A 21,270-nucleotide genomic window follows, 5' to 3' on the forward strand; every position below is an offset into this window, starting at 1 on the left:
AAGAATACATGGACAGCAAACCGATGAAAGAAGCGGGACATAGTTTAGCAAACGCCGCCTCGATTACCGGAAATGGCAATCTGCCCGGGACAGGGGCGCTGGTGCGGGAAGCTGTTAAATGTATGTTTTCCAATTTCAGGCGCTTGATTGCCTGCTTCATTGCTTTATGCCTGTTTGGGGGGCTCCTGTTTCTTGTGGCCAGTGCAGCAGGCTTAGAGAGTTTCTTCGATCAGGGCATGGCGGGCTCGGCCCTTGGCAGCTTCATGTTTTTGTTTATTGGCTACTTCATTACCACGGCCGTGATGGGAATGCTGCTGGCCTATATTTTTGCTGCCAAACTTGGCTTTGAGATAAGCCTATGGAAAAGCTTTTTGCTGAGCTTCCGCGGCTGGATAGGGGTTTTGGCCTTATCTGTTGTTTTGGCCCTGATCTATATGGATTTTCCGGCAGACATTTCATACAGAGAGCACGCACTGGTGGCTTTACCGTTGGAATTTCTGGAAACCGCCCTTGTCGGTGCAGCGCTGATATTCATGGTGAGGAAGTCCAGCGAACATTATGGCTATCCTCTCGTGTTGTGGTCCGATTTCTCGGTGCGTAAGATCTGGCGGTTCCTGGTCTGTATTTCCGCAATTGTTGGCTATTCTGTCCTGTTTTTGGATTGGGGCAGTTCTTGGGCGATCGAGGTGTCGGATGCGGCTTTGGAAGCGACCGACCTTGAAAGCTTGCAATTTCTCCTGCTTTGGCAGGTTCTGGCAGTTTTGCTTGGCACAGCTGGGTTGTTGATAGACTTGGGGATGTTGCCCTGTGCTGTGCTGGTTTGGTTTCTGCATGTACCCTCGGTTCGTCAGGACGCCTGTGGCATCACCCAAATATTTCGGTGATCTCTCCTTCAATCCGACAGACCCAATACGGTAAACACTGCGCCTGTTCATGCGACTTGCAAGTGCCCATGACCCTGCGCCAAGTATGATTAGTGTCATTAATACGTGAAAATATTACTGGATATCAGGCGTTTAGCTCAGACCCGGGAAAAATCGTCTCTGAGCCACTTGAAGTTCTGTATGCAAATGCATACATATAAACTGTAAGTTTTGAAGCTCGCTTTTAGGGTGTGGGTGCCGAGTGCCTGAAAGCGTAGATTGGGGGAGGCCTTCATGGTCGCAAAATCGGTCCCGTTAAGCGTTCGCTTGTCCAGGGAAGATGCCGAATTTATCGCAGGCCTGAAGGCCGGAGACGCCGTCACCATGAGCGAAAAGGTGCGGGCGCTTGTAAGTGAAGCACGCCTGAAAGCCTTGCGCGGTGACACGTTTGAAGGGGTGGTTGAGCAAACTGAAGACACGCTCGCCCCCCTCAAACAGGCGCTGGACAGACTGGAGCAGGACGAAGGTGTCCGCTCTGCCCTTCTGAGGGCCCTGATTGTCGCTTTGCCGCGAATCTTGGCAGAGCTGGAGGCCGCCGATGTGGACGGAGACCCGCCCATTCTGGAGAGCCTGACCGACCTGGAAGCCGGGGCTGCCCGGCGAGTGAAAGATCTTCTGGATCAACTGGCGCGCCTGAGCGTGACGAAGGAAGCACCAACCCTTGATCCCTGTATCATGCGTAAAACGATCGCTGAGCCCCTGACGGAGCTTATCGATATCATTAAAGCCAACCCGAACAGTGGGGAGTAGGGATATGACCAACATTGCATCACGTGTAAGCCGTCTGATCTCAGGCAGTGTGAATGCCGCCATTGACGCCGTTGAGAACATGTCGCCGGAGATGGTGATGGAGCAGGCCATTCGCGAAGTGGAAGTGGCTGCCGCGGAAGTGCGGGCCGAGCTTGGCAAAGCCACAGCAGAGCGCCATCTGGCCTCAAAAAAGCTGGCTGACAACAGCAGTAAGCACGAAGAGCTTGCGTCACAGATTGAAGTGGCCGTCGCGGAAGGTCGCGACGACCTTGCGAGTGCGGCCATTACCCGCCAGATGGACCTGGAGGCCCAGGTGCCGGTTCTTGAGCAAACAGTGGCGGATGCCGCTGAACGTGAGAAGGAACTTGAAGGCTATATCGACGCTCTCAAGGGCAAGCGCTCCGAAATGCAGGAAGAATTGAAAGCCTTTAAGGCACGTCAGGCCGAGATGCCGGAAAACACGGTGATTGACGCCAGTGGCAACCCGTCATCAAGTCATGAGATCAATAAATCAGTGGACCGGGCATCGGCGGCTTTCGACCGGGCATCGGGGCACGCGGCAGATATGCTGGGCACCAGCTCGAAGGACGCCGCTGCGATGGCTGAACTGAAAGACCTTGCGCGCAAGTCCGAGGTTGAAAAACGGCTTGCCGCCATGAAGGCTAAAGGCGCCTGATAAGGCTTTGGTGCGACGATGGGGGTCGCATCAACGTCCCGCCAGACTGCTGCCCAGCCTGGCGGGACACCCAACAATAAGAATATATCTGATAGGGGTTAAAGCGGATGAGCGAATTTATGCTGGATGCAGCCAACCTGCCATTTTCCGTGGCACTTGCGATCATGCTTCTCATCGCAGCGATTGAAGGTGTCGGCATGCTTCTGGGCTTTGCCCTGTCTGGTCTGCTGGACAACCTGCTGCCGGACCTGGAGCTGGATGTGGATATCGACGCCGGTGACGTGGCAGACCATGGGGCCTTTGGCGAATTTCTCACCTGGCTAAGGCTTCGGGAAGTACCCGTAATTGTGGTGTTGATCGCCTTCCTGACCAGTTTCGCCATTACCGGTTTTGCCATGCAGCAAATCCTTGCAGGTACGCTGGGCTTTATACTGCCGGCGCTGATCGCGGCCCCAATTGCACTGTTTGTTTGCCTGCCCGGCGTGCGCTTGTTTGCGGGCGTTTTGGGCAAGATCATGCCGAAGGATGAAACCGAAGCGGTGGGCAGCGAGACCTTTATCGGCCGCCCGGCGACCATCACGCTGGGCACTGCAAGCATGGGCAGTCCAGCCCAGGCAAAACTGAAAGATAAGCACGGGCAAAGCCATTATGTGATGGTGGCGCCCGATAACGACGGCGAGAGTTTCGAGCAGGGAACAGGCGTGCTGCTGGTGCGCCAAACAGGCTCCACATTCTTCGCCATCAAAGACACTCAAACTGACATGTTGGACGCTTGAAGCCAAAACCAGGGGCCGCACGCGCGCCCAAACCTCATCAGGCCAAAGAACCAACAACCGATCAAATGAATGCAACGTCTCCTCCGAGCCGCATCAGGCAGACGGGGGTCTATTGAAGGAGGCAGTTCATGCCAGAACAAATGATTACGATAGGAATTTACGCGGGTATTGCCGTTGTCGGTATGCTCACCATTGGGCTCATTCTGGCCCGCCTTTACACACGGGCATCGAAGGAAATCTCTTTCGTGCGGACAGGTTTCGGTGGCCAGAAGGTCATCATGAACGGTGGCGCGCTTGTGTTCCCGGTGCTTCATGAAGTGATCCCGGTGAACATGAACACGCTGCGCCTCCCGGTGCGCCGCGATAACGAGCAGGCGCTCATTACTCGCGACCGGATGCGCGTGGATGTGGTGGCGGAATTTTACGTTCGCGCCCAGCCAACTACCGAAGCTATTGCAAATGCGGCCCAAACGCTTGGCGCGCGCACCATGCAGCCAGAAAAGCTGAAAGATCTTGTTGAAGGCAAGTTCGTCGATGCGCTCCGCTCTGTGGCGGCAGAAATGTCGATGGAAGAGCTGCATGAAAAACGCGTGGAGTTCGTGCAGAAAGTGCAGCAGGCTGTGTCGGAAGACCTGCTGAAGAACGGTCTGGAGCTTGAAACCGTGTCGCTGACCGGCCTCGACCAGACGGGCATGGAATATTTCAACCCTAATAACGCGTTCGATGCCGAAGGCCTGACGCGCCTGACCGAGGAAATCGAGCAGCGCAAGAAAATCCGAAACGATATCGAGCAGGACACAGCGGTTCAGATCAAGAACAAGAACCTGCAGGCGGAGAAAGAGTCGCTCCTGATCGCCAAGGAAGAAGAATATGCGCGGCTTGAGCAGCAGCGTGAAGTGGAAGTGCGCCGGGCGGCACAGATGGCGGAAATCGCCAAGGAGCAGGCGGACCGCCAGCGTGACGCCGACCAGGCGAAAATTGTAGCCGAGCGTGCTGTAGAAGAAGAGCGCATCGAGAAAGAACGTGTGGTTCAGGAAAAAGACATCGCCAAGAACCGGGCGGTGGAAACCCAGGACATTGAACGCCGCAAGGCTGTCGAGCTGGCCGAACAGGAACGCGATATCGCGATCAGCCAGAAGTCCAAGGAACAGTCTGAGGCGGCGGCTGAGGCAGATGCTGCACGCGCGATCGCCGTGAAGGCGGAAGAGCAGGTAACCACGTCCCGCGAAACTGAAGTGGCTGACCGTCAGAAACAGATCGAGCTCATTGAAGCCGCTAAGGAAGCCGAGCGTGAGGCGCTTGCGATCACCATCGCGGCTGAGGCCGAGAAGCGCGCCGCATCCGATAGCGCCGAAGCTGTGCGTGAAAAAGCTCGCGGTGACGCTGATAAAGCCCGCATCACGGCAGAAGCAGAAGCTGAAGCCGAGAAGCTGCGCGCTGCAGCTGCAGAGATCACCTATGCGGTTGAAGCAACAGGTATGAAGGCGCTCAACGAAGCGGCTAACCTGCTGTCTTCCGAACAGATCGAGATGAAAGTGAAGCTGGAGCTGATCGGCAATCTTGAGAAGATCATCCGCGAGAGCGCCAAGCCGATGGAAGCCATTGATGACATCAAGATCATCCAGTTGGACGGCCTGAACGGCATGGGCGCCACCACGGTGAACGGCGAAGCCGTGAGCACAGGCGGTGACGGCAACCTGGCAGACAAGGTTGTGTCCTCGGCCCTCAAATACCGGGCGCAGGCACCGCTGATCGACAGCCTGATGGCTGAAGTGGGTCTTGCAGGCGGTGACCTGAATGGCCTGACCTCCAGCTTCAAGCCAAACGGCAAAGCCAATGGCGCGGCAAACCCTGAAGATGCAGCGGTTCCGACGCCTGCTGTAGCCAAGAAGGTCAAGCCAGCAGCAAAGCCAACCGGCGCGGCTGAATAAAAACAGATAGCCAACCGGCGTGGTCTACGGGCCGCGCCGGTTGGCTAAGAGCCCAGAAAAGGAAACTTAGATGCTGCACTTGATTGTCCATCTTATTTCCTGGCTTTTCGGTAGGTGGTTCGAGGAAGACGAGAGCGCCAAAAACGAGGAGCGTCTGAGGAAGGGCGCTCCCATACCGCGCAGATCGGAGGATGATCGGTGAAGCTACTGCTGGCTATATCGACCCTTGTGGCGCTTGTTTTGGCGGATACTCGGGCAAAAGACACCAGCAGCATCTGTGATCTTGCGATCAACCGGGTTTGTGAGGTGAAGGCGGGGCCGCTGCTGAAACATGCCACCCTGCAGTTGATGGACGAAGAGACCCAGGTTGACCTGGTTGGCGGCGCGGCCTGGCGAGTGTCTTTTTATCGCTACCCCCATCAGTTTGCTCTGGTGGTTGAGCAGGCGAAGGGCCGATATGTCTGGTGGAATGTCTATCTGCTGGGAAGAAACCCCAATATACGTTTTCAGTTTGAGACCGTGAGAGAAGAGGGCGTGCGTGAGTTCACACTTTCGCCGCACCATGGGCTGAAAACCTGTATGGCTGATACGCCGGGGGTTTGCGACCAAGTGATTGCGGTGAAGCAGATCCTGGCTGGTCACCTGGAAGCAAGTCGCTTGAGCTGGAGGGTAGGTCCCGGAATTCTCGCGGCACTTGATTATGTTATGGCGGAATGTACGGCGCACCTTGGTCAGCCGTGCGGGGAGGATTTCACCTTTGATTGAAACACTGTTTGATTTTGTGGCCGACTTTCTGATGATGGGATTACCGAATGGCAAGGCGCCAAGCAGGCCGATGCTCGGTCAGTAGCGCGCACCGAAGAGTGAAGTAAAGATGGGATTGAAAGCCAAGGGCAATTCTAGCCTTAAGGTAAGGTAAAAAAGCAGCCTTCATTTGGGAGGCCACCATAGGAGAACACAAATGACAGCGGTTTATATTATTCTGGGTGTGGCGGCTTTGCTGCTTCTGTATGTGGCCAGCGTTTACAACAAGCTCGTGGGCTTGCGCGTGCGCAAGAACGAGGCCTGGTCGGATATCGATGTGCAGATGAAGCGCCGGTACGACCTGATCCCGAACCTGGTGCAAACGGTGAAGGGCTATGCCAGTCACGAAAAGGAAACGCTTGAGCGCGTGATTGCGGCGCGGTCGGCGGCCGTGTCTGCGACTGGCAGCCCGGCCGATCAGGCGCAGGCGGAGAATATGCTAACCGGTGCGCTTCGGCAGCTTCTGGCAGTATCCGAGGCCTACCCGGACCTGAAAGCCGACAAGAATTTCGCCAACCTGTCGGACAAGCTGCATGAGGTTGAGGACCATATCCAGAAAGCGCGCCGTTTCTATAATGGCAACGTGCGCGAACTGAATGTGGCGGTGCAGGAATTTCCGTCCAACGTCGTGGCGAACATGTTTGGCTTTGCTCGCGCTGAATTCTTTGAACTGGACGATGCCGAGGCCGAAGCCGTGAAGCAGGCGCCGAAAGTGGAATTCTAGGGGCGCCTGATGACGTCTGTTCGTGAACAGGTCTCCGTAAGCTATGAGCCAACGCCGGGCATTTCACCGGCGCTGGCCAGGACAAAGCTGATTGGCGGATATGATACGCGAACCTTCGCAGTGGCGATCCTGTCGCTGGTGCAGGACGGATTTCTGGAAATGAAACCGGAACAGGACGGCAGCATACGCCTGCGGCGGAAGGCGCAGGCCTGGCTGCCGCAGGGCAGTGCCGCCCAATGGTTGCTGAAGGCGCTTGTTGGCAAGGACGATTTTGCGCTGGGGCCTAAGGCTTACGTGCGACTGCTGACTATCCGTAAAGGTCATGCGGCCCGGTTGTTGAAGGAAAACAATCGCGTCGCAGGGAATGGCGGTATGTTTATCATGGCTGGTTTGGGGCTTGTTGTGCTGATGTCGGTCTTTGTCGCGGCTGTTGCTGTCCGGGCACCACTCCACTTGTCGGCTTGGGAAATCCTTCTGCCCTATTGGCCGTTATTGGCTGTGGCGGTTGGTGGCCTTTGGTTTTGGCGGATGGTTCATATGCGGGAAAAAAACGCCAAGCTTCAGCGAGAGGCCAACGAGGTTGAACGCTACCGGCGTTACATTGAAGTTGCTCAAGCAGAAAGGCTTGATCCCAGGTTTGCCGCCGATGGAGCTTATAAGTTTCATGATCCGGACACGGTTTATGCTGCAGCATTTGGTGTGAAAAATGCTTGGGCGGACCCTGTGGTTCATCTGCTTGAGAGCTTGTTGCCAGCCACAATAGAGGGGGCTGGCTACTCGAAAGCAAGGACGGATAAAGACAGATTTATACGCTGACGGCATGCTGAGGCTCCAGCACACCGGGAATAAATAGAGCAGGGATGGTTTTCCTGCAGGGCATATTTGCCGCCAAGCATACCAATAGTGGGGAGATTGATATGACGCACTCGAAACAACAGGTTCGGCCATGGGCTTTTGCTGCTCGACGTCTGGCTGTCTTGCTTTGTCTAGCTTTGTCAACAGTCGCGGCGCAGGCGACCGAGCAGATCGAGCGTTATGAAAGCGACATAACAGTGCGTGCTGACGGTGTGGTTGAGATTTTGGAAACCATTACCGTCAATGCCGAAGGGCGATCCATTCGGCGCGGTATTTTCCGCGATTTTCCAACCGAATACCGCGATGAACATGGTAACAATATCAAGGTCGGCTTTGATGTAATATCCGTTACCCGCAACGGCAGACCGGAACCTTACCGCGTTGAAGCAAAAGACAACGGCAAGAGGGTGCGGATCGGCAGTGCGGAGCATATGCTATCTCACAGGCAGCACACTTACAGCATTCGGTATGAAACCACCTGGCAAATAACCCACCTGACAGATACTGATGAACTCTATTTCAATGCTATTGGTCACGGTTGGCAATTCCCCATCCTTTCGGGCGGTGCCACGATCAGGGTTCCCGAAGGCGCCGAAATCGGCCGCACCAAGGCAACAGCGGGCCGGATGGGGCAGGTAAACGACATGATTGAACCCGAGCGGCTGGCGCCGAATGTGGTGCGGTTTGACCTGCCGCATGACCTGCGTCCGCGCGAGGGTTTGACAGTTCTGGTGGAATGGCCGGCGGGGTTCGTTGCCCGCCCATCGGGCGCAGATAAGGCTGAACGCTTCCTGATGGACAACGGCTGGATTGGCATTGGCGTGCTGGCGCTTGCGATCCTGATTTCCTATCTGTATGGCGCATGGAAGCTGGTTGGTAAAGACCCAAAGGGCGGTGCCATTGTCGCACAGTATGCACCGCCCGAAGGCCCGTTTGGTGAAATGTCACCGGCTCTGTGCCGCTTCATGATGGAACTCAAAACAGACAATACGGCGTTCAGCGCAGCGATCATATCGATGGCCACCAAGGGGTATTTGAAGATCAAGGAAACAAGTAAGGGGATCACGCTGACGCGGATCGCTTCTGATGTCGAATTGCCACCGGGTGAGGAGGCCATCGCCAGCAGACTTTTTTATCATGAAGGGGATGAATTCCTGATCGAGGAAGGCGAATATAACAGTAAGCTCGCAAGCGCCGTGAAGGCCTTCGGCTACGCTGTTGGACGCGGTGAAAATAAATATATCAAGCGCAATATGGGGCCTGTGTGGACAGGTGCTGCGCTTTGGATTGCAGGTATGGCCGTGATGATCATGGGCGGTGCCCATTTCCCCTTTTCCTTGCTTGGACTTCTTGTGGTTGGTGGGATTGCTTATTGGGGGCTGTCTGTTTTGCGGAAGGCCGAACATGAAGAAGGCCAGGGAGCGGTTACGGCAGCGGCAGTTCTTGCTGCCTTTGCTGCCTTTGGTATGAATGTGGTGTTTTCCGAAGCCGTCGCACTTTACCCCGGAATGTTTCTCTTCATTCTGGTTGGCTTGGTGATGGCTCTGGTTTTTGGCATCTTGATGAAGGCTCGCACTCCATACGGGCGCCGCCTGTTGGATGAGGTGGAGGGCCTGAAGCTCTATATGTCGGTGGCGGAAAAGGATCGGCTGGATTTTCATAACCCACCGAACAAGACCCCTGAATTGTTTGAAAAGCTGTTGCCCTATGCCATCGCGCTCGGCGTTGAGAACCGCTGGGGCGACCAGTTTGACGATGTTCTGGCACGCGCGGCGAAGGCAAGGGGCGAAGAGCATTATCAACCTGGTTGGTATCGCTCCAGCAGAGGCAGGGGCTCGTTCGGTAGAGGGCGCTTCTCCGCTGGCGCCTTTGGCGGGGCAATAGCCGGCGCCATGACCAGCTCGATCGCATCCGCAGCGACCCCACCGTCTTCAAGTGGGTCGTCCGGTTTCTCTGGTGGAGGATTTTCCGGTGGTGGCGGTGGCGGCGGTGGTGGCGGTGGTGGCTGGTAAGCCGTGACACCGCTCAGGCATCAGTGGCCCAGGGTTTTGCGCTCCAACGGACCAAGATAATAGGTCGGGTCGATGCCATTTTCCGATAGGAAGGCGGCTAACGCGCCGCTTTCCCGTAAGGTGGCGATCCGCGCGTTCACCCGAGCAAGCATCGCTTCATTCCCTGGCGTCCGGTGACAGACGATGGCGATATTATCGTCGTTTATGGTGAAGGTTGGATCATAGGGGGGGAGCGGTTTGCCAAGCTCGCGAAACACAAAGAGCACGTCGGGCATGTAGGCGATCATCAACTCTACCCGGCCGCTAATTAGAAGCTCAGCCTTGCCCTTTTCGTCGTTAACCGGAATGAAGGATGCACCAAACCCGTCCAGCAGTTTGGGAACTTCTGCCCCCATTGGGTAGGCGATCACTTTTTCTGAAACGCCCGATTTTCTGCTTACTGGCGGCGTGTCATAGCGCGAAAAAATATGGGCCACGCTGCGGATCATGAAGTAGCTTTCAATCAGATCGGATGTGTCGTCAACGATGCCAGTCGCAGCCATGTAATTCAGGGTGCTGGGATAATGGCAGCTGGATTCATCTTGTGCAAAAATTCGATTGGCACGGCGGTAGGGGACGATGTCGTACTGGGGGGCACCATCCAAGGTGCCCAGGACCAGTCGTGCTAAATCGTTGTAAAAGCCTGCCCCATCCTCAGCCAAGGTCATACCCCAGGCAGTGGCGTAAATTTTCCCGGCGTTGTGCGCATCCTCTGTAGGCTGCGCGAACACATGCGTCGTCACCATGAGGGAAATACAAGATGCGATAAGCTTTAATGCGTTCATATGTAGTCCCGTTATACCCCGTTATTCATGATACGGGAAGGCTACGGGAGTAGCAACGGGTTATGGCGAGCGAATGGGCGTGTACAGCTTAGGGTCCAATATGTTCTTCACGAAAAATGCTTGCAGTTCACCGCTTTCCAGCACGGTTGTCGCGCGCTCATTGAAGGCATCGATGAAAGCCCGTGTCGTTGGCGTGTTGTGGCAGGTGATGCGTACTTGCGTGTCGTTCAGTTCATAGGATGGATCAAATGCAGGCAGGGGCTGCCCCAGGGCATTGAACACGAATTGTGCGTCTGGCATGGCCGCCGTCATCATGTCGACCCTTCCAGTAAGCAGCATCCGGGCCTTGTCGCTTTCATTGGCAACTGCAATGAAATCCGCGTTAGCCTCTTTCAGGAAGAAAGGAATGCGTGACCCCATGGCATAGGCGACCAATTTTTGGCTTACATCTGCTATGCTGGCGGGCGGCTTGGTGCCTTGTGGCGAAAAAATATAAACCTTCACCTGTAGCAAGCCACTGGTGTCGATAAAGCTGTCGGCTGATGCAATCTCACCGCCGTCCTGAAGAAGCTCAATATTGCTTGGGTAAAGGCAACTGCTGTTGTCGCGCAGAAACAATGCCTTGGCGCGTCTGTAAGGACGAATGTCATAGTTGTATGGCGTGTCTAGCCCGGAAAGAAACAATGCGGCCAGATCATTGTAGAAGCCGGAGCCATCCTCCGCCAATGTCATGCCCCATGCTGTAGAATAGATATGGACGCCCTCTTCGCTCACAGGCGTTGTTGGTTCGCTTGCAGTTGGCGCCATTGTGTCTGCTGAATGCTCGCTTACAGGCGCGGGCAGCAGGAAAACCATGACGACCAGCCCACCCAACAGGACAACAACGCCCCACGCTAGAACTGTATTCTTCATGCGGACTCCGGTTTGGACACCGGGCCACTATATCAGACGAAGATTAGCAGGGGAAAGAGAGATCAGTCCTGATCCAACTGCTCAAGATACAGGCTGGCATTCAGGCCATACCCCTCGTAGAAGCGTTTCAGGTCGCCGGAGCTGTGCAAGCTTCGCAGACGTCTATTCAGTTGGTCCATAAATGCCCTGTTGCCAGGGGTGTCGTGACAGACAACGCGTGAACTGGCTGCGGGAAAGGGGCGATAGCTTGGGTCATAAGGCGGTAGGGCACTGCCCAAATGGCTATAAACGAGGCCTGCGTCAGGAAGGTTGCCAACCATGACATCCACTCTGCCAGTCAGCAGCATACGGGCTTTGTCCACCTCATTCGCGACCGCGATAAAGAAGGCCCCGTCTGCGCCCAGATACTCTGGCACCTTGGCCCCCATCGCATAGGCAACACGTTTGCCGGCCAGTTCCTGCGGGCCTCGGACGGCAGGGGAGCCGGGCGGTGTAAAAACTGCGACAAAGGTTTTCTGGATGGGGATGCTCTGGATGAACCCCACCGAATTGTCGATATCCTTGGTGCGTATCAAGCCAAGGATGCTTTTGGGGTATATGCAGCTGCTTTGCTCTTCATAAAAACGGCGCATTGCCCGGCGGTAGGGCTCAATGTCATAGCCAATATTTAAGCCAAGCAGGATATAGCGACCCAGGTCATTGTAAAAGCCGCCCCCGTCGGTGGAAAGGGTCAGACCCCAGGCTGTTGCATAAACCTTTGAAGGTGGAAACTCGGTCGGCTCCGCTTCGGCCTGAGGGATGCCTGCAATACAGAGCATGGCAGCCAAGCTGCATGCTGCCAGGTGAAGTCCCCGTCGGATCCGGCGGATGTGTTTGTGCATACGGTTTCCAGCAATTGATCATATTAGCATACATAATTTTAGGACGCCTGGGAAGTCAGGGCGACAGGCGTGGCTGTTGGGCCATAAATCCAAAACTGGAATGAGAAATTTGGATCTTATTGTTAACACTTGCGCAACGGTCTATCTATAGAAGTGCAAAACAAACGTGCAAAACCAATAACTTGCACCAATTTATATCTGTCCAGGATACACGAATGCTGTCCGATGATACTCAAAGTGGCGCCATCGCCTTTTATGACCGGTTGGTCGCCGAAACCGAAGTTGACCGGGCCGCTTTCATGGCGTTACCGATTATTCGGACAGCACTTAAGGGCGGATTGTCAAAGGATGTCTACCTTGGTTATCTCAGTGAAGCCTTCCATCATGTGAAACACACAGTGCCATTGATGGCGCTGGTCAATGAGCGACTGGACGAAAAACACACGGCATTTCAGATTGGCCTCGCGGAATATGCCCTAGAGAAGCGCGGGCAGGAACGCTGGATATTGCACGATATTGAGCATGCTGGTGGCGATGCGGATGCCGTTAAAAACGGTACTCCTGCCAATGAGACCCAGGCCTTGGTGGATTTCGCATATGAGTATATCAGGCAGGTCAGTCCAATGGCCATTTTTGGCATGATTTTCGTGATCGAACGTACGGGCTCTGGGTTGGCGGAAAGGGCAGTCGAACATTTGATGGAGACCTTGGGGCTTCCACGAAAGTGTTTCAGCTATCTGTTATCTCACGGGTTTGCGGACCTGTCGGAAATCAGCTTCTTCGAAGGCCTGATGGCGCAAGTAAACGACCCAAAGGAACAGGATGCCATCGTGTATATGGCAAAGCGCATGTATGGCCTTTATGGCCAGGTGTTCCAGGCGATCGCCGACAAGTCGGGTTTCAGCGAAGGCGACTGAAGCCGGCACTTTACCCCAACCCGGGAACGGGCCAGCGCAATCTCGATTGACAGATGGCCTCTGGGCCTCCTAGTTCATGGATACCAAAAAATGGTGGGGAAATTATTTATGGCTTGTTTGGTGCGTTCGCTGGCTCTGTCATTTGCGTTTGTCTCATTGATAGCTGTCGGCCCGGAAGTCGCTTCTGCTCAGGACTATGAAACGATCCCGCCACCACGCAAGCTGACCAAGGCACAAAGTGATCGGGCAGCTGCGAATTATCAGAAATATTGCGCATTGTGCCACGGTGTTAACCGTGAGGGCTACGCCAACGACCATGCCCCGTCGCTGAAAAGTGAAAGTCTGTTCCAGTCCGGCGTGCCGCACGCTGTGTTGCGCCCGCTGTCTTACGGTCGCGAAGGTACGGCCATGGGCGGTTACCTGGATGAGGTTGGGGGTCCCTTGACCCTGGACGAAACCTGGGATCTGACCTACTGGTTGTTCTGGGAATCTGGCGTGGACCGCGTAAGGCTCTCCACGGAACCTGTGCATGGCGATGTTGGCCGCGGAGCGGCGGTGTATCAGGAAAACTGTGCCAGCTGCCACGGGGTGAACGGCGAAGGTGTCGACGCCCCGGCGCTTGGAAATCAATCGGCACTTGCGCACAATACTGACGAATTTATCCGCTTTGCCATTCAAAACGGTCGGGACGGGACACCAATGCCAGCATGGCGGGATAGTCTGTTGCCGGAGGATATCGACAATGTAACCGCTTTTCTGCGCAGCCGGGCAAGTGGCTGGACCATGCAGAAGCCTGTACTGCAGGCGATGCCCACGCCAGATGAATATATTATAAACCCAAACGGCGAAGACCCCGGTTTCGAGTTGTCGGATGGTCGATACGTCTCCGCAAAAGATTTGCTGACTGCCCTTGAGGGCAAGAAGCGTATGGTTTTGCTGGATACCCGTGTGACATCTGTCTGGCAACGCGTCCATATCGAAGGCTCGATCCCGATCCCCTATTATACAGACTTCGACAAGCTGATGTCAGACCTGCCAAAGGATGTGCAGATCGTGGCCTATTGTTCGTGCCCACGTGCGGCAGCGGACAGCGTGATCAACAAGCTCAGGCGCCGGGGGTATGAGAATACTGCCGTGCTGTATGAAGGCATCTTTGGCTGGATGAACATGGGATACCCTGTCATGCGCGGGGACTTCGAGGTTGCCGCCGATTAGGGGTCCCTGATGTTCCTAATAAGATGGAATGTTCCTGTCAGGCGCATTTATCGTTAACCGAATTCCAATAGGGTAGGCATAATGATTCGTCTGGAGATCGACGAGGGAATTTATGCTGTCGCGGAACCCTATTTGCAGCAAGAACATACACAGTAGCTTCAAAAGAACACTTTTGGGGCTTGCTGCCCTAATGCTGTCAGTACTGCCTGTTCAAGCCTGTAGGGCGGCAACCGACGACCGCACCATCATTGTCGGCTATGACGAAAATTCCTTCCCTGCCTATTTTCAGGAGGCAGGACAGTGGGTTGGCATGGATGTGGAAGTAATCCGGCGGCTTATCCAAGGAGCTGGCCTGACGTACCATCCAGTTTCCATGAAATTTCCCCGCCTCCATAAAGACCTCCGAATGGGTGTTGTTCATCTGGTGCCGAACCTGACCAAGACCAAGAAGCGGTCGAAGGACATGGAGTGGATCGGCCCGGTTCGGGTCACGGCCATTGCGCTTCTATGTCGTCCTGAAAAGCTGGGCATCCCAATTGGCTCCTATGAAGATCTTGAGCAGGCGGTGGAAGACACCCAGCTCAGGATCGCCTATGTCACGGCTACCAGCTTTTCGGAATCGTTCGACCGACGCCTTGCCGATGAAGCGTTTGTCAGAAGTCTGTTTTTCGTATCAGAGAAAGCAACCGCCGCCAGGATGACGAAGGCAGGCAGGGTTCTTGGTTTCTTCTATGATGATCTTGAGGCCGCAGCGATCATGCAGCAGCCCGAAATGGCGAAGCTCGAAGGATTTGACGGCCTGGCCATCCATGATTTCCGTATCCCGGGATCAGAGGGCGGGGTCTATATCGGCATGTCCAAACGATTGCCGGATGCGGTCAGGACAGCTTTGCAGCAAGAATTCCAGACGATCCAGCAAAATGGCGAGCTTGACGCCATCATCAGCCGGTGGACCGAGGCCGACAATGCGGTCAACGCAGCAGGTCAATCCAGCATTCTGAACCCATCTTCATCACAAAGATAAAGCATGTTCTTACATTGGGCGCATCCGCTCTTTGGGGTGCCCTGCAGTGCTTGGGCCCGGGGCTCTGGGTATATGCTTGTCTGGGCCTTCTGCCACTTCAATTTGATATCGCATTGCGGTCAACTTCACGATTGTCGTATGGTCCTTTAAGATTTTTTTGGGGGAGAATTATGAAGAAGTTGATGTTGGTTTCGGTCCTGTTTCTTTGCTTCGGCGGGCTGGCAAAGGCTGATGAATTTGAGGGTTTGGTTGAGGAAATCAGGTATTTATCTGGTGCAAATACTACATCCATGGTCCTGCTTGATAGCTACTTGGCAGGCAATCGGGGGCTGATGTCGGGGTTTCTCAAGTATGAACTGGCGTTGGAAGGAAAGCAGACCAGCAATGCCAAGATAAATGATTTGCTCGATAAATGGCAGGAAGCCTATGTGGCTGCGGTACCCAAAGCAGTAGCGGAAATAGAAATGCAGTATTTTCGTCAGCAGTTCACACTCAATGAGCTGAAGCAGATCAGGGACATACTGAGCGATCCGATTATGAGAAAGCTAACGGTCGCCGGATTTCCACCAAATCGGTACTCCATCGAAATTCTTGCTGAACTTGAAAGACTTAACGCCAGTATTATGAAGCAGCTGGAAGATGCTGACCCAGATTGGTGGAAGCTTGGTGAGGCAGAAAGCCCTGAAACCCAACTGGCTGATGCGAAGGTTTTGAACTTTACGAAGGAATGGATGAAATTCAAGGACGCCGTTACTGAATATCCCGACAATCGTTGGCATCTAATCGACGAGGGTATGGCAGAGTTTGTGATTAAGGGCGGGCTAGAGTGCAAAATTCCGGAAAAGCAAGCGGCTGTGGTGGCGCTTCAGGCGATGATCATTGATGCTACGCGTGCGGATCATGCAATTATTATGAACCAGGTTGGCAGCGAACTACTCATGCTTCGCAATGAAAGAGGAGTGGACATTGCAGCCACCCGACATGCGCTTTTGGAGGCCGCATATCTGTCTGCTCGCGATGAAGGCATAGTGATGTTGTATAACGACGCTTTCAATATGGATGATACACCGCGGTGCGAGAATATTGAGGGATGGGCTGATGGCTTGCTGGCCAAGGCTGAACAGCTTGAGAAAATTCGTCAGGACTGATGTCTCAATCCAGCATTCTGAACCCATCTTCATCACAAAGGTAAAGCACCTCCTTGTCGTCGACTGTGGTCATCAGCTCCACGGGCCGGCGCCACAGGGCGTACATATGCTCCATCGTGTGGCGGCAATTGTCGGGCTCAAGCTCGCGCACTTCGCCCGCAACTTCGTCCACTTCATGCTTCAGCGTTAGCCGGTCGCCCGCGCGGGCATCGATCTTGTGACCCTTGATCACCGGTACACCGCCCATGCCCATATTGGCGAGTAAGGTCGCCTTCACGTCCTTCCAGCCGCTGTCGTCTGACACATGGCTGACCACCAGATCACCCTGTCGGTTGGGGCCATACTCGAACAGGTCCAGTTCGCGCATCAGTTTCTCGTCAAGGAAGCGCCTAAGGAAACTGACATCTCGGTCCACCTCCCGCACCTTGAACATCTCTTCGCGCACATGCGCGGCGTCGGCGGTGGTCAGTGGCAGCGGGCCACCATCGTCATCCTTGTCGTCGATGCCCAGATGTTCCTTGGCGATCTTCCGCCAGGTCATGAAGCCGATATGATAGGGGTTCATGCCGCCCGGGTGCGGGCGGATCACCTGGTGGTGGCGTACCAGGAATTCCATATGGATACCGTGCGGCAGGTCGAGCGCATTCATGATCTGGTGGTGCCAGAAACTGGCCCAGCCTTCGTTGATGGTTTTGGTTTCGATCTGCGGCAGAAAATAGAGGCTGTCTTCGCGCACGATATTGACGATATCGCGCTCCCATTCGCTGAGGTCAGGGGCGCGATCGCGCACCAGCAGCAGCAGGTCTTCTTCATCCTCCAGAAGCGGTTCGTCGAGCACACCTGAGAGTACCTTGTCGTGGATTTCGCTGTCCTGACCCTTGCGATTGCGCGCAAACTCGGCCGTGATATTGGCTTCCTGCTGCGCGCGAGTGTGGCGCTTGACGGACGGGTTCCTGGTGACCTGCAGGCTAAGGGCATGGCAGGCATCCAGGATGCGTTCCACCTTGTCGACGCCGATCGACGGGTCGGCCATATAGTCGCGGATGCGGTTGCCATGCACCTTCACCCGGTTCAGCACATTGGTGGGGTCGGTGTGGCGGAAGGTGAAATTATTCTTGAAGAAGTCGTTGTGGCCATAGACATGCGCCATTGTCAGGATCTGCAGGCACAGGCTGTTGCCGCGCATCAGGTAAGCGACCGACGGGTCCGAATTGATCACCATCTCATACGGCAGGCCACTGAGCTGCAGGTCATAGAGCGTCTTCTGGCGTTCGAAGCTTTTGCCGAACGACCAGTGCGGATAGTGGGCAGGCATGCCGTGATAGGCCATATAGCCCAACATCTGCTCGTGGTCGCACACCTCAAATTCCTGGGTGAAGCAGTTGAGGCCGATATCATCGACGATGCGCAGGATCTTTTCGTTCCAGCGCTGAAGGTCCGCCATGGTCCAAGCGGTTTCGTCGGGACGGAACGGGACTTCGTTACCCGGCATCGGCATCCTCCTCTTCCCTTAGCGCATGGCGGAGTTTTTCTTTGCTCAACAGCGCCTGGAACGCGGGCCAGACATCGTCTTTCTCGTTGATTTTAACGGCCTTGAAATTGTCGGCATCCAGATTGCGTTCGAACACATCCACAAGTCCCGAACCCCACGGGCGTATTTCGCCATAGCCAAACAGGTTGCATACATCGCAAAGCTCCTTGGCGCATTTGAGCATGGTCTCATTGTCTTCGGTGAAATTGTCACCGTCGGAGCCATGGAAGGCATAAAGGTTCCAAACGTCCGGGTGATAGCGTTCGCTGATGATATCGAGCGCCTTCTGGTAGCCCGAGCTGATCTTGGTTCCGCCACTTTCGCCCTTGTGGAAAAACTCATGCTCACTCACTTCCTTTGCCTGGGTGTGGTGGGCGATAAACGCCACCTCGACCGACCGATAGCGGGTGCGCACGAACTGGAACAGCAGGAAGAAGAAGCTACGCGCCAGATATTTCTTCATCGTGTCCATCGAGCCCGAGGTGTCCATGATGCAGATGATGGCGGCGTTGCTTTCAAAGCGGGTCTTGGGCTTGCGCCTACGGTAGCGCAAGTCTTCGCGCCGCATGCTGGCCGGGTCTTCCGATCCGATGGTGCCGCCGGCGATCCGGCGTTTGATCAGGGTCTTGAGCGTCTTTTTCTTGTCGAGTGTGGCGGGGTTGCCCGCGCGCTGGGTGCCCGCGCGCCTCAACGTGCGTTCGGATAGGGTCTCGCGCATCTTGCGGCGCTCCATGTCCGGCAGCTCAAGGTCTTCGAACATGATGTCCACGAGCTCATCCAGCATGATCTCGGTTTCATAATAGTCTTCGCCCTCATCGTCGCCGCCTTCACCTGGCTGGGCGCCTTGCTTCTTCTCGCCCGCCTTTTGGACAACCTGGCCTTCCTCGGTATCGCCATCGCCCGTGCCGGTGCCTTTGCCCTTGCCGTAAACAAAGCGGTATTCCTTGATGCCGCGGACGGGAATTTTGATGATCGTGTCGCCGGAGCGACCGATGATGGGTTGTTCGGCGACGATGTCGGCGATGTTTTCGCGGATGGCCTTCCGGACCTTCTGTCGGTGGCGGGCCCGGTCCCCCGCAGAGCGGTCGGATCGCAGCCCTTCCTGGGCCGGATAGTCGCGGAATATGACTTTTGGCTGGCTCATGTGCTTATGGCCTCAGTCCTTCCATAGATTGTTGGCGGCATATTTGAGAATCACATCTGCCGAATAGGGGGTGTAGCCAAGGTCGAGGAGGTCCTCGACCAGCTTGTCATACTTGTTGCGCTGGTCCTCGTCCCGTGTACGGCTTGCCGTCACGATCCGGCTGATATCGCGCACGCTTGAGGTCAGGCGTTTCTCAATCGCGTCTTTGAGCGGTGCATAGGACGTGTATGTGATCTTCTCTTTCCGTCGTGTTGCGGACCACAGGAAGGCGATCACTTCCTGGCGGAAGCCCTGGCAGGCGCTGCCGACGATAGCGATCTGTTCCTCGATGGACTTCAGGAAATTCTCGTCAGGTTCGAGCTCTTCCTTGGTGTCGCGGTCCTTGACCTTGGACTTGTTCACATAGGCTTCGGCATGGTCGAGATAGTTGTGGAACAGGGTTTCGGCCTGTTCTTCATAGGCATGCACGAACGCCTTGGTGATTTCTTTCTCAAGGATCGACAAATATTCCTTATGGATGGTGTCCTGCAGGAAGCCGAGGAGATCTTTCTTCTTGTCGTCGGCAAATTCGCTTTCCTTGACCATGTCAATCAGCGCTTCACGGATATGAATTGGTGTGATGCCGTCCGGGCTTTTAGAGAGTGCAATATCAAGTGCCTTGACGATGAAGCGCGTGGAGATGCCGGAAAGGCCCTCGTCCTGCGCATCGCCCTTGAGTTCTTCGATATCCACTTTCTTGGTGCGGCCCTTCTCGATCACCTCATCGCCATTATAGAGGCGGAGCTTGGTCATGCGATCGCATTTGTTCGACGGCTCAAGGCGTGACAGGATCGCGAACATGGCCGCGGTCTCCAGCGTGTGGGGAGCTATGTGGCCGTCGAAACCGGACTTGCCCAGGATCTTCTGGTAAATCTTCACTTCTTCTGAAAGGCGGAGGTTATAAGGCACCTTCACCACTACGATCCGGTCGAGGATCGCCTCGTTCGTGTGCTCGGCCTTGAACTTGCGCCATTCGGCCTCGTTCGAGTGCGCGAGGATCGCACAGTCCACATAGACCATGCCGTGGCGGCCGGGGGCAGGAACTTGTTTCTCCTGTGTCGCGGTGATCATGGTGTGGAGATATTCGGTTTCGTTCTTGAACACCTCGATAAATTCCACGATGCCGCGGTTGCCGGCGTCAAACGCGCCGTCGAGGTTGAGCACGCGTGGATCGCTTTCCGAATATTTGTCGAGCTTCGAGATATCTTCGGAGCCGATCAGCACGCTGGTGTCCTGGTTGTTGGGGTCCACCGGCGGCACTACAGCGATGGCGCGGCGCGCGCGCTTGGACGGGCGCACGGAAATGACACGCATCTTTTCATACTCGCCGCCGAACTCTTCCTTCAGTCGGTAGCGGCACACCGGGCACAGGTCGCCTTCGACATGAACGCCCAGCATCTTCTCGAATTCTTCCCTCAGGTGCCTTGGCGTCAGGTGCAGGGGTTCTTCCTGGATTGGGCAGCCCTCAATCGCCATCATCGGGGCTGCGGTCTCGAACAGGTGATGGACATGGTCGACAAGGCTTGACTTCCCGGCACCCACAGGGCCCATCAGGTACAAGACCTGACGGCTTTCCTCGCCCTTCAGGGCGGCCGCATGGAAATAGCGCACGATCCGGTCCACAACCGGTTCGATGCCGAAAAAGATATCCTTGAATTTGGTGTAGACCTTGACGCCTTCGTCGCCGAACAGGCGGCCGATGCGGGGGTCGTCTTCTGCTGTGAGGACGGTGTCGTTCTTGTCGATCAGCGCTTCATAGACGCGCTTATGGGCCAGCATGGGCAAGTGAGGATTCTCGCGCAAGAGTTCAAGGTAATCAAGGAAGGTACCTGACCATTCTTCCTCGGCTCGCTTTTCACGGTCGGTTGAAATCAGTTCCGCAAAAGACTTGTCCTTCTTCACCATTGCTTTGTCCTCACTCGTTGCTGTCCAGTTTCCTTGTGTCTCCATCTTCATCACGCACACGCGTGTTCATCATCGGTGCGCGATGCCCCGTTCGCTTCTAACGCCTGCCGCGCTGGTGGCGACATGACCGAAAGAATCCCCTAAAAAATTAACAAATGAGTTCGATTTGCGTCCCGCTTCTGCGGGGAGATAATGAAATTGCCGGGCAGATCCGCCCACGCGTTAACTATATCACATGGTGCGCCCGTGCTGATTAATTTTTCATGAACAGATCACCTG

General features: G+C 55.2%; 19 protein-coding genes. 13 read left to right on the top strand and 6 right to left on the bottom strand.

The window, feature by feature from the left end; genetic code table 11:
* The first annotated feature begins 8 nt into the window (after positions 1-8).
* The 9 genes from B3Z17_RS14535 (at position 9) to B3Z17_RS14575 (ending at position 9,451) form a co-directional block, all read left to right on the top strand.
* The gene (locus B3Z17_RS14535) at positions 9-884 is read left to right on the top strand and encodes a hypothetical protein (protein ID WP_286830510.1); all 876 of its coding nucleotides are present in this window, start codon (positions 9-11) and stop codon (positions 882-884) included.
* A 273-nt stretch (positions 885-1,157) separates the two neighbouring features.
* Positions 1,158-1,673, top strand: coding sequence for a hypothetical protein (locus B3Z17_RS14540; protein ID WP_068302487.1), 516 nt, complete (start codon positions 1,158-1,160; stop codon positions 1,671-1,673).
* Between the two features lie 4 nt (positions 1,674-1,677).
* Positions 1,678-2,349, top strand: coding sequence for a PspA/IM30 family protein (locus B3Z17_RS14545; RefSeq protein WP_286830513.1), 672 nt, complete (start codon positions 1,678-1,680; stop codon positions 2,347-2,349).
* Positions 2,350-2,456: 107 nt separating this feature from the next.
* Positions 2,457-3,125 carry a YqiJ family protein gene (locus B3Z17_RS14550; protein ID WP_286830515.1) on the top strand — a complete coding sequence of 223 codons (669 nt, stop codon included), beginning with the start codon at positions 2,457-2,459 and terminating at the stop codon, positions 3,123-3,125.
* A gap of 128 nt (positions 3,126-3,253) precedes the next feature.
* Positions 3,254-5,056 (top strand): flotillin family protein, encoded by a 1,803-nt coding sequence (locus B3Z17_RS14555; protein ID WP_286830516.1) that lies wholly within the window; start codon positions 3,254-3,256, stop codon positions 5,054-5,056.
* A 198-nt stretch (positions 5,057-5,254) separates the two neighbouring features.
* Positions 5,255-5,821: a hypothetical protein gene (locus tag B3Z17_RS14560; protein WP_286830517.1), complete on the top strand. Its 567-nt coding sequence runs from the start codon at positions 5,255-5,257 to the stop codon at positions 5,819-5,821.
* 196 nt (positions 5,822-6,017) lie between these two features.
* Positions 6,018-6,584, top strand: coding sequence for a LemA family protein (locus tag B3Z17_RS14565; RefSeq protein WP_286830518.1), 567 nt, complete (start codon positions 6,018-6,020; stop codon positions 6,582-6,584).
* A gap of 9 nt (positions 6,585-6,593) precedes the next feature.
* Complete coding sequence (locus B3Z17_RS14570; protein ID WP_286830519.1) at positions 6,594-7,400, top strand: DUF2207 family protein; 807 nt, start codon at positions 6,594-6,596, stop codon at positions 7,398-7,400.
* A gap of 101 nt (positions 7,401-7,501) precedes the next feature.
* The gene (locus B3Z17_RS14575) at positions 7,502-9,451 is read left to right on the top strand and encodes a DUF2207 domain-containing protein (RefSeq protein ID WP_286830520.1); all 1,950 of its coding nucleotides are present in this window, start codon (positions 7,502-7,504) and stop codon (positions 9,449-9,451) included.
* Positions 9,452-9,471: 20 nt separating this feature from the next.
* Here the strand turns inward: B3Z17_RS14575 and B3Z17_RS14580 are convergent, their stop codons facing one another.
* From B3Z17_RS14580 to B3Z17_RS14590, 3 genes are all read right to left on the bottom strand, one after another.
* The gene (locus B3Z17_RS14580; protein WP_286830521.1) at positions 9,472-10,275 is read right to left on the bottom strand and encodes a hypothetical protein; all 804 of its coding nucleotides are present in this window, start codon (positions 10,273-10,275) and stop codon (positions 9,472-9,474) included.
* Positions 10,276-10,335: 60 nt separating this feature from the next.
* The gene (locus B3Z17_RS14585) at positions 10,336-11,187 is read right to left on the bottom strand and encodes a hypothetical protein (protein WP_286830522.1); all 852 of its coding nucleotides are present in this window, start codon (positions 11,185-11,187) and stop codon (positions 10,336-10,338) included.
* Positions 11,188-11,249: 62 nt separating this feature from the next.
* A complete protein-coding gene (locus tag B3Z17_RS14590) occupies positions 11,250-12,068 on the bottom strand; it encodes a transporter substrate-binding domain-containing protein (protein ID WP_082714466.1) in 819 nt (272 codons plus the stop codon).
* Between the two features lie 215 nt (positions 12,069-12,283).
* Here B3Z17_RS14590 and B3Z17_RS14595 point away from each other — a divergent pair, with 215 nt between their 5' ends.
* From B3Z17_RS14595 to B3Z17_RS14610, 4 genes are all read left to right on the top strand, one after another.
* A complete protein-coding gene (locus B3Z17_RS14595) occupies positions 12,284-12,985 on the top strand; it encodes a TenA family transcriptional regulator (RefSeq protein WP_286830523.1) in 702 nt (233 codons plus the stop codon).
* A gap of 108 nt (positions 12,986-13,093) precedes the next feature.
* Positions 13,094-14,200 (top strand): c-type cytochrome, encoded by a 1,107-nt coding sequence (locus B3Z17_RS14600; protein WP_286830524.1) that lies wholly within the window; start codon positions 13,094-13,096, stop codon positions 14,198-14,200.
* Positions 14,201-14,390: 190 nt separating this feature from the next.
* Positions 14,391-15,224 (top strand): substrate-binding periplasmic protein, encoded by an 834-nt coding sequence (locus B3Z17_RS14605; protein WP_286830526.1) that lies wholly within the window; start codon positions 14,391-14,393, stop codon positions 15,222-15,224.
* 170 nt (positions 15,225-15,394) lie between these two features.
* Entirely contained in the window at positions 15,395-16,372 is a 978-nt protein-coding gene (locus B3Z17_RS14610) for a hypothetical protein (protein ID WP_286830527.1), read from the top strand.
* Positions 16,373-16,376: 4 nt separating this feature from the next.
* On the opposite strand, the gene B3Z17_RS14615 is transcribed toward B3Z17_RS14610, so the two are convergent.
* The 3 genes from B3Z17_RS14615 to B3Z17_RS14625 are packed head-to-tail and all read right to left on the bottom strand — an operon-like array spanning position 16,377 to position 20,991.
* Positions 16,377-17,864, bottom strand: coding sequence for a SpoVR family protein (locus B3Z17_RS14615; RefSeq protein WP_286830528.1), 1,488 nt, complete (start codon positions 17,862-17,864; stop codon positions 16,377-16,379).
* Positions 17,854-19,047: a DUF444 family protein gene (locus tag B3Z17_RS14620; RefSeq protein WP_286830529.1), complete on the bottom strand. Its 1,194-nt coding sequence runs from the start codon at positions 19,045-19,047 to the stop codon at positions 17,854-17,856. Before B3Z17_RS14620 ends, B3Z17_RS14615 begins: the two co-directional genes overlap by 11 nt.
* 12 nt (positions 19,048-19,059) lie before the next feature.
* On the bottom strand, positions 19,060-20,991 hold the full coding sequence (locus tag B3Z17_RS14625; RefSeq protein WP_068302536.1) for a serine protease: 1,932 nt from the start codon (positions 20,989-20,991) through the stop codon (positions 19,060-19,062).
* Positions 20,992-21,270 lie beyond the last annotated feature (279 nt).

It is taken from the genome of Kordiimonas sp. UBA4487 (assembly GCF_002389025.1).
GTDB lineage: Bacteria > Pseudomonadota > Alphaproteobacteria > Sphingomonadales > Kordiimonadaceae > Kordiimonas > Kordiimonas lacus.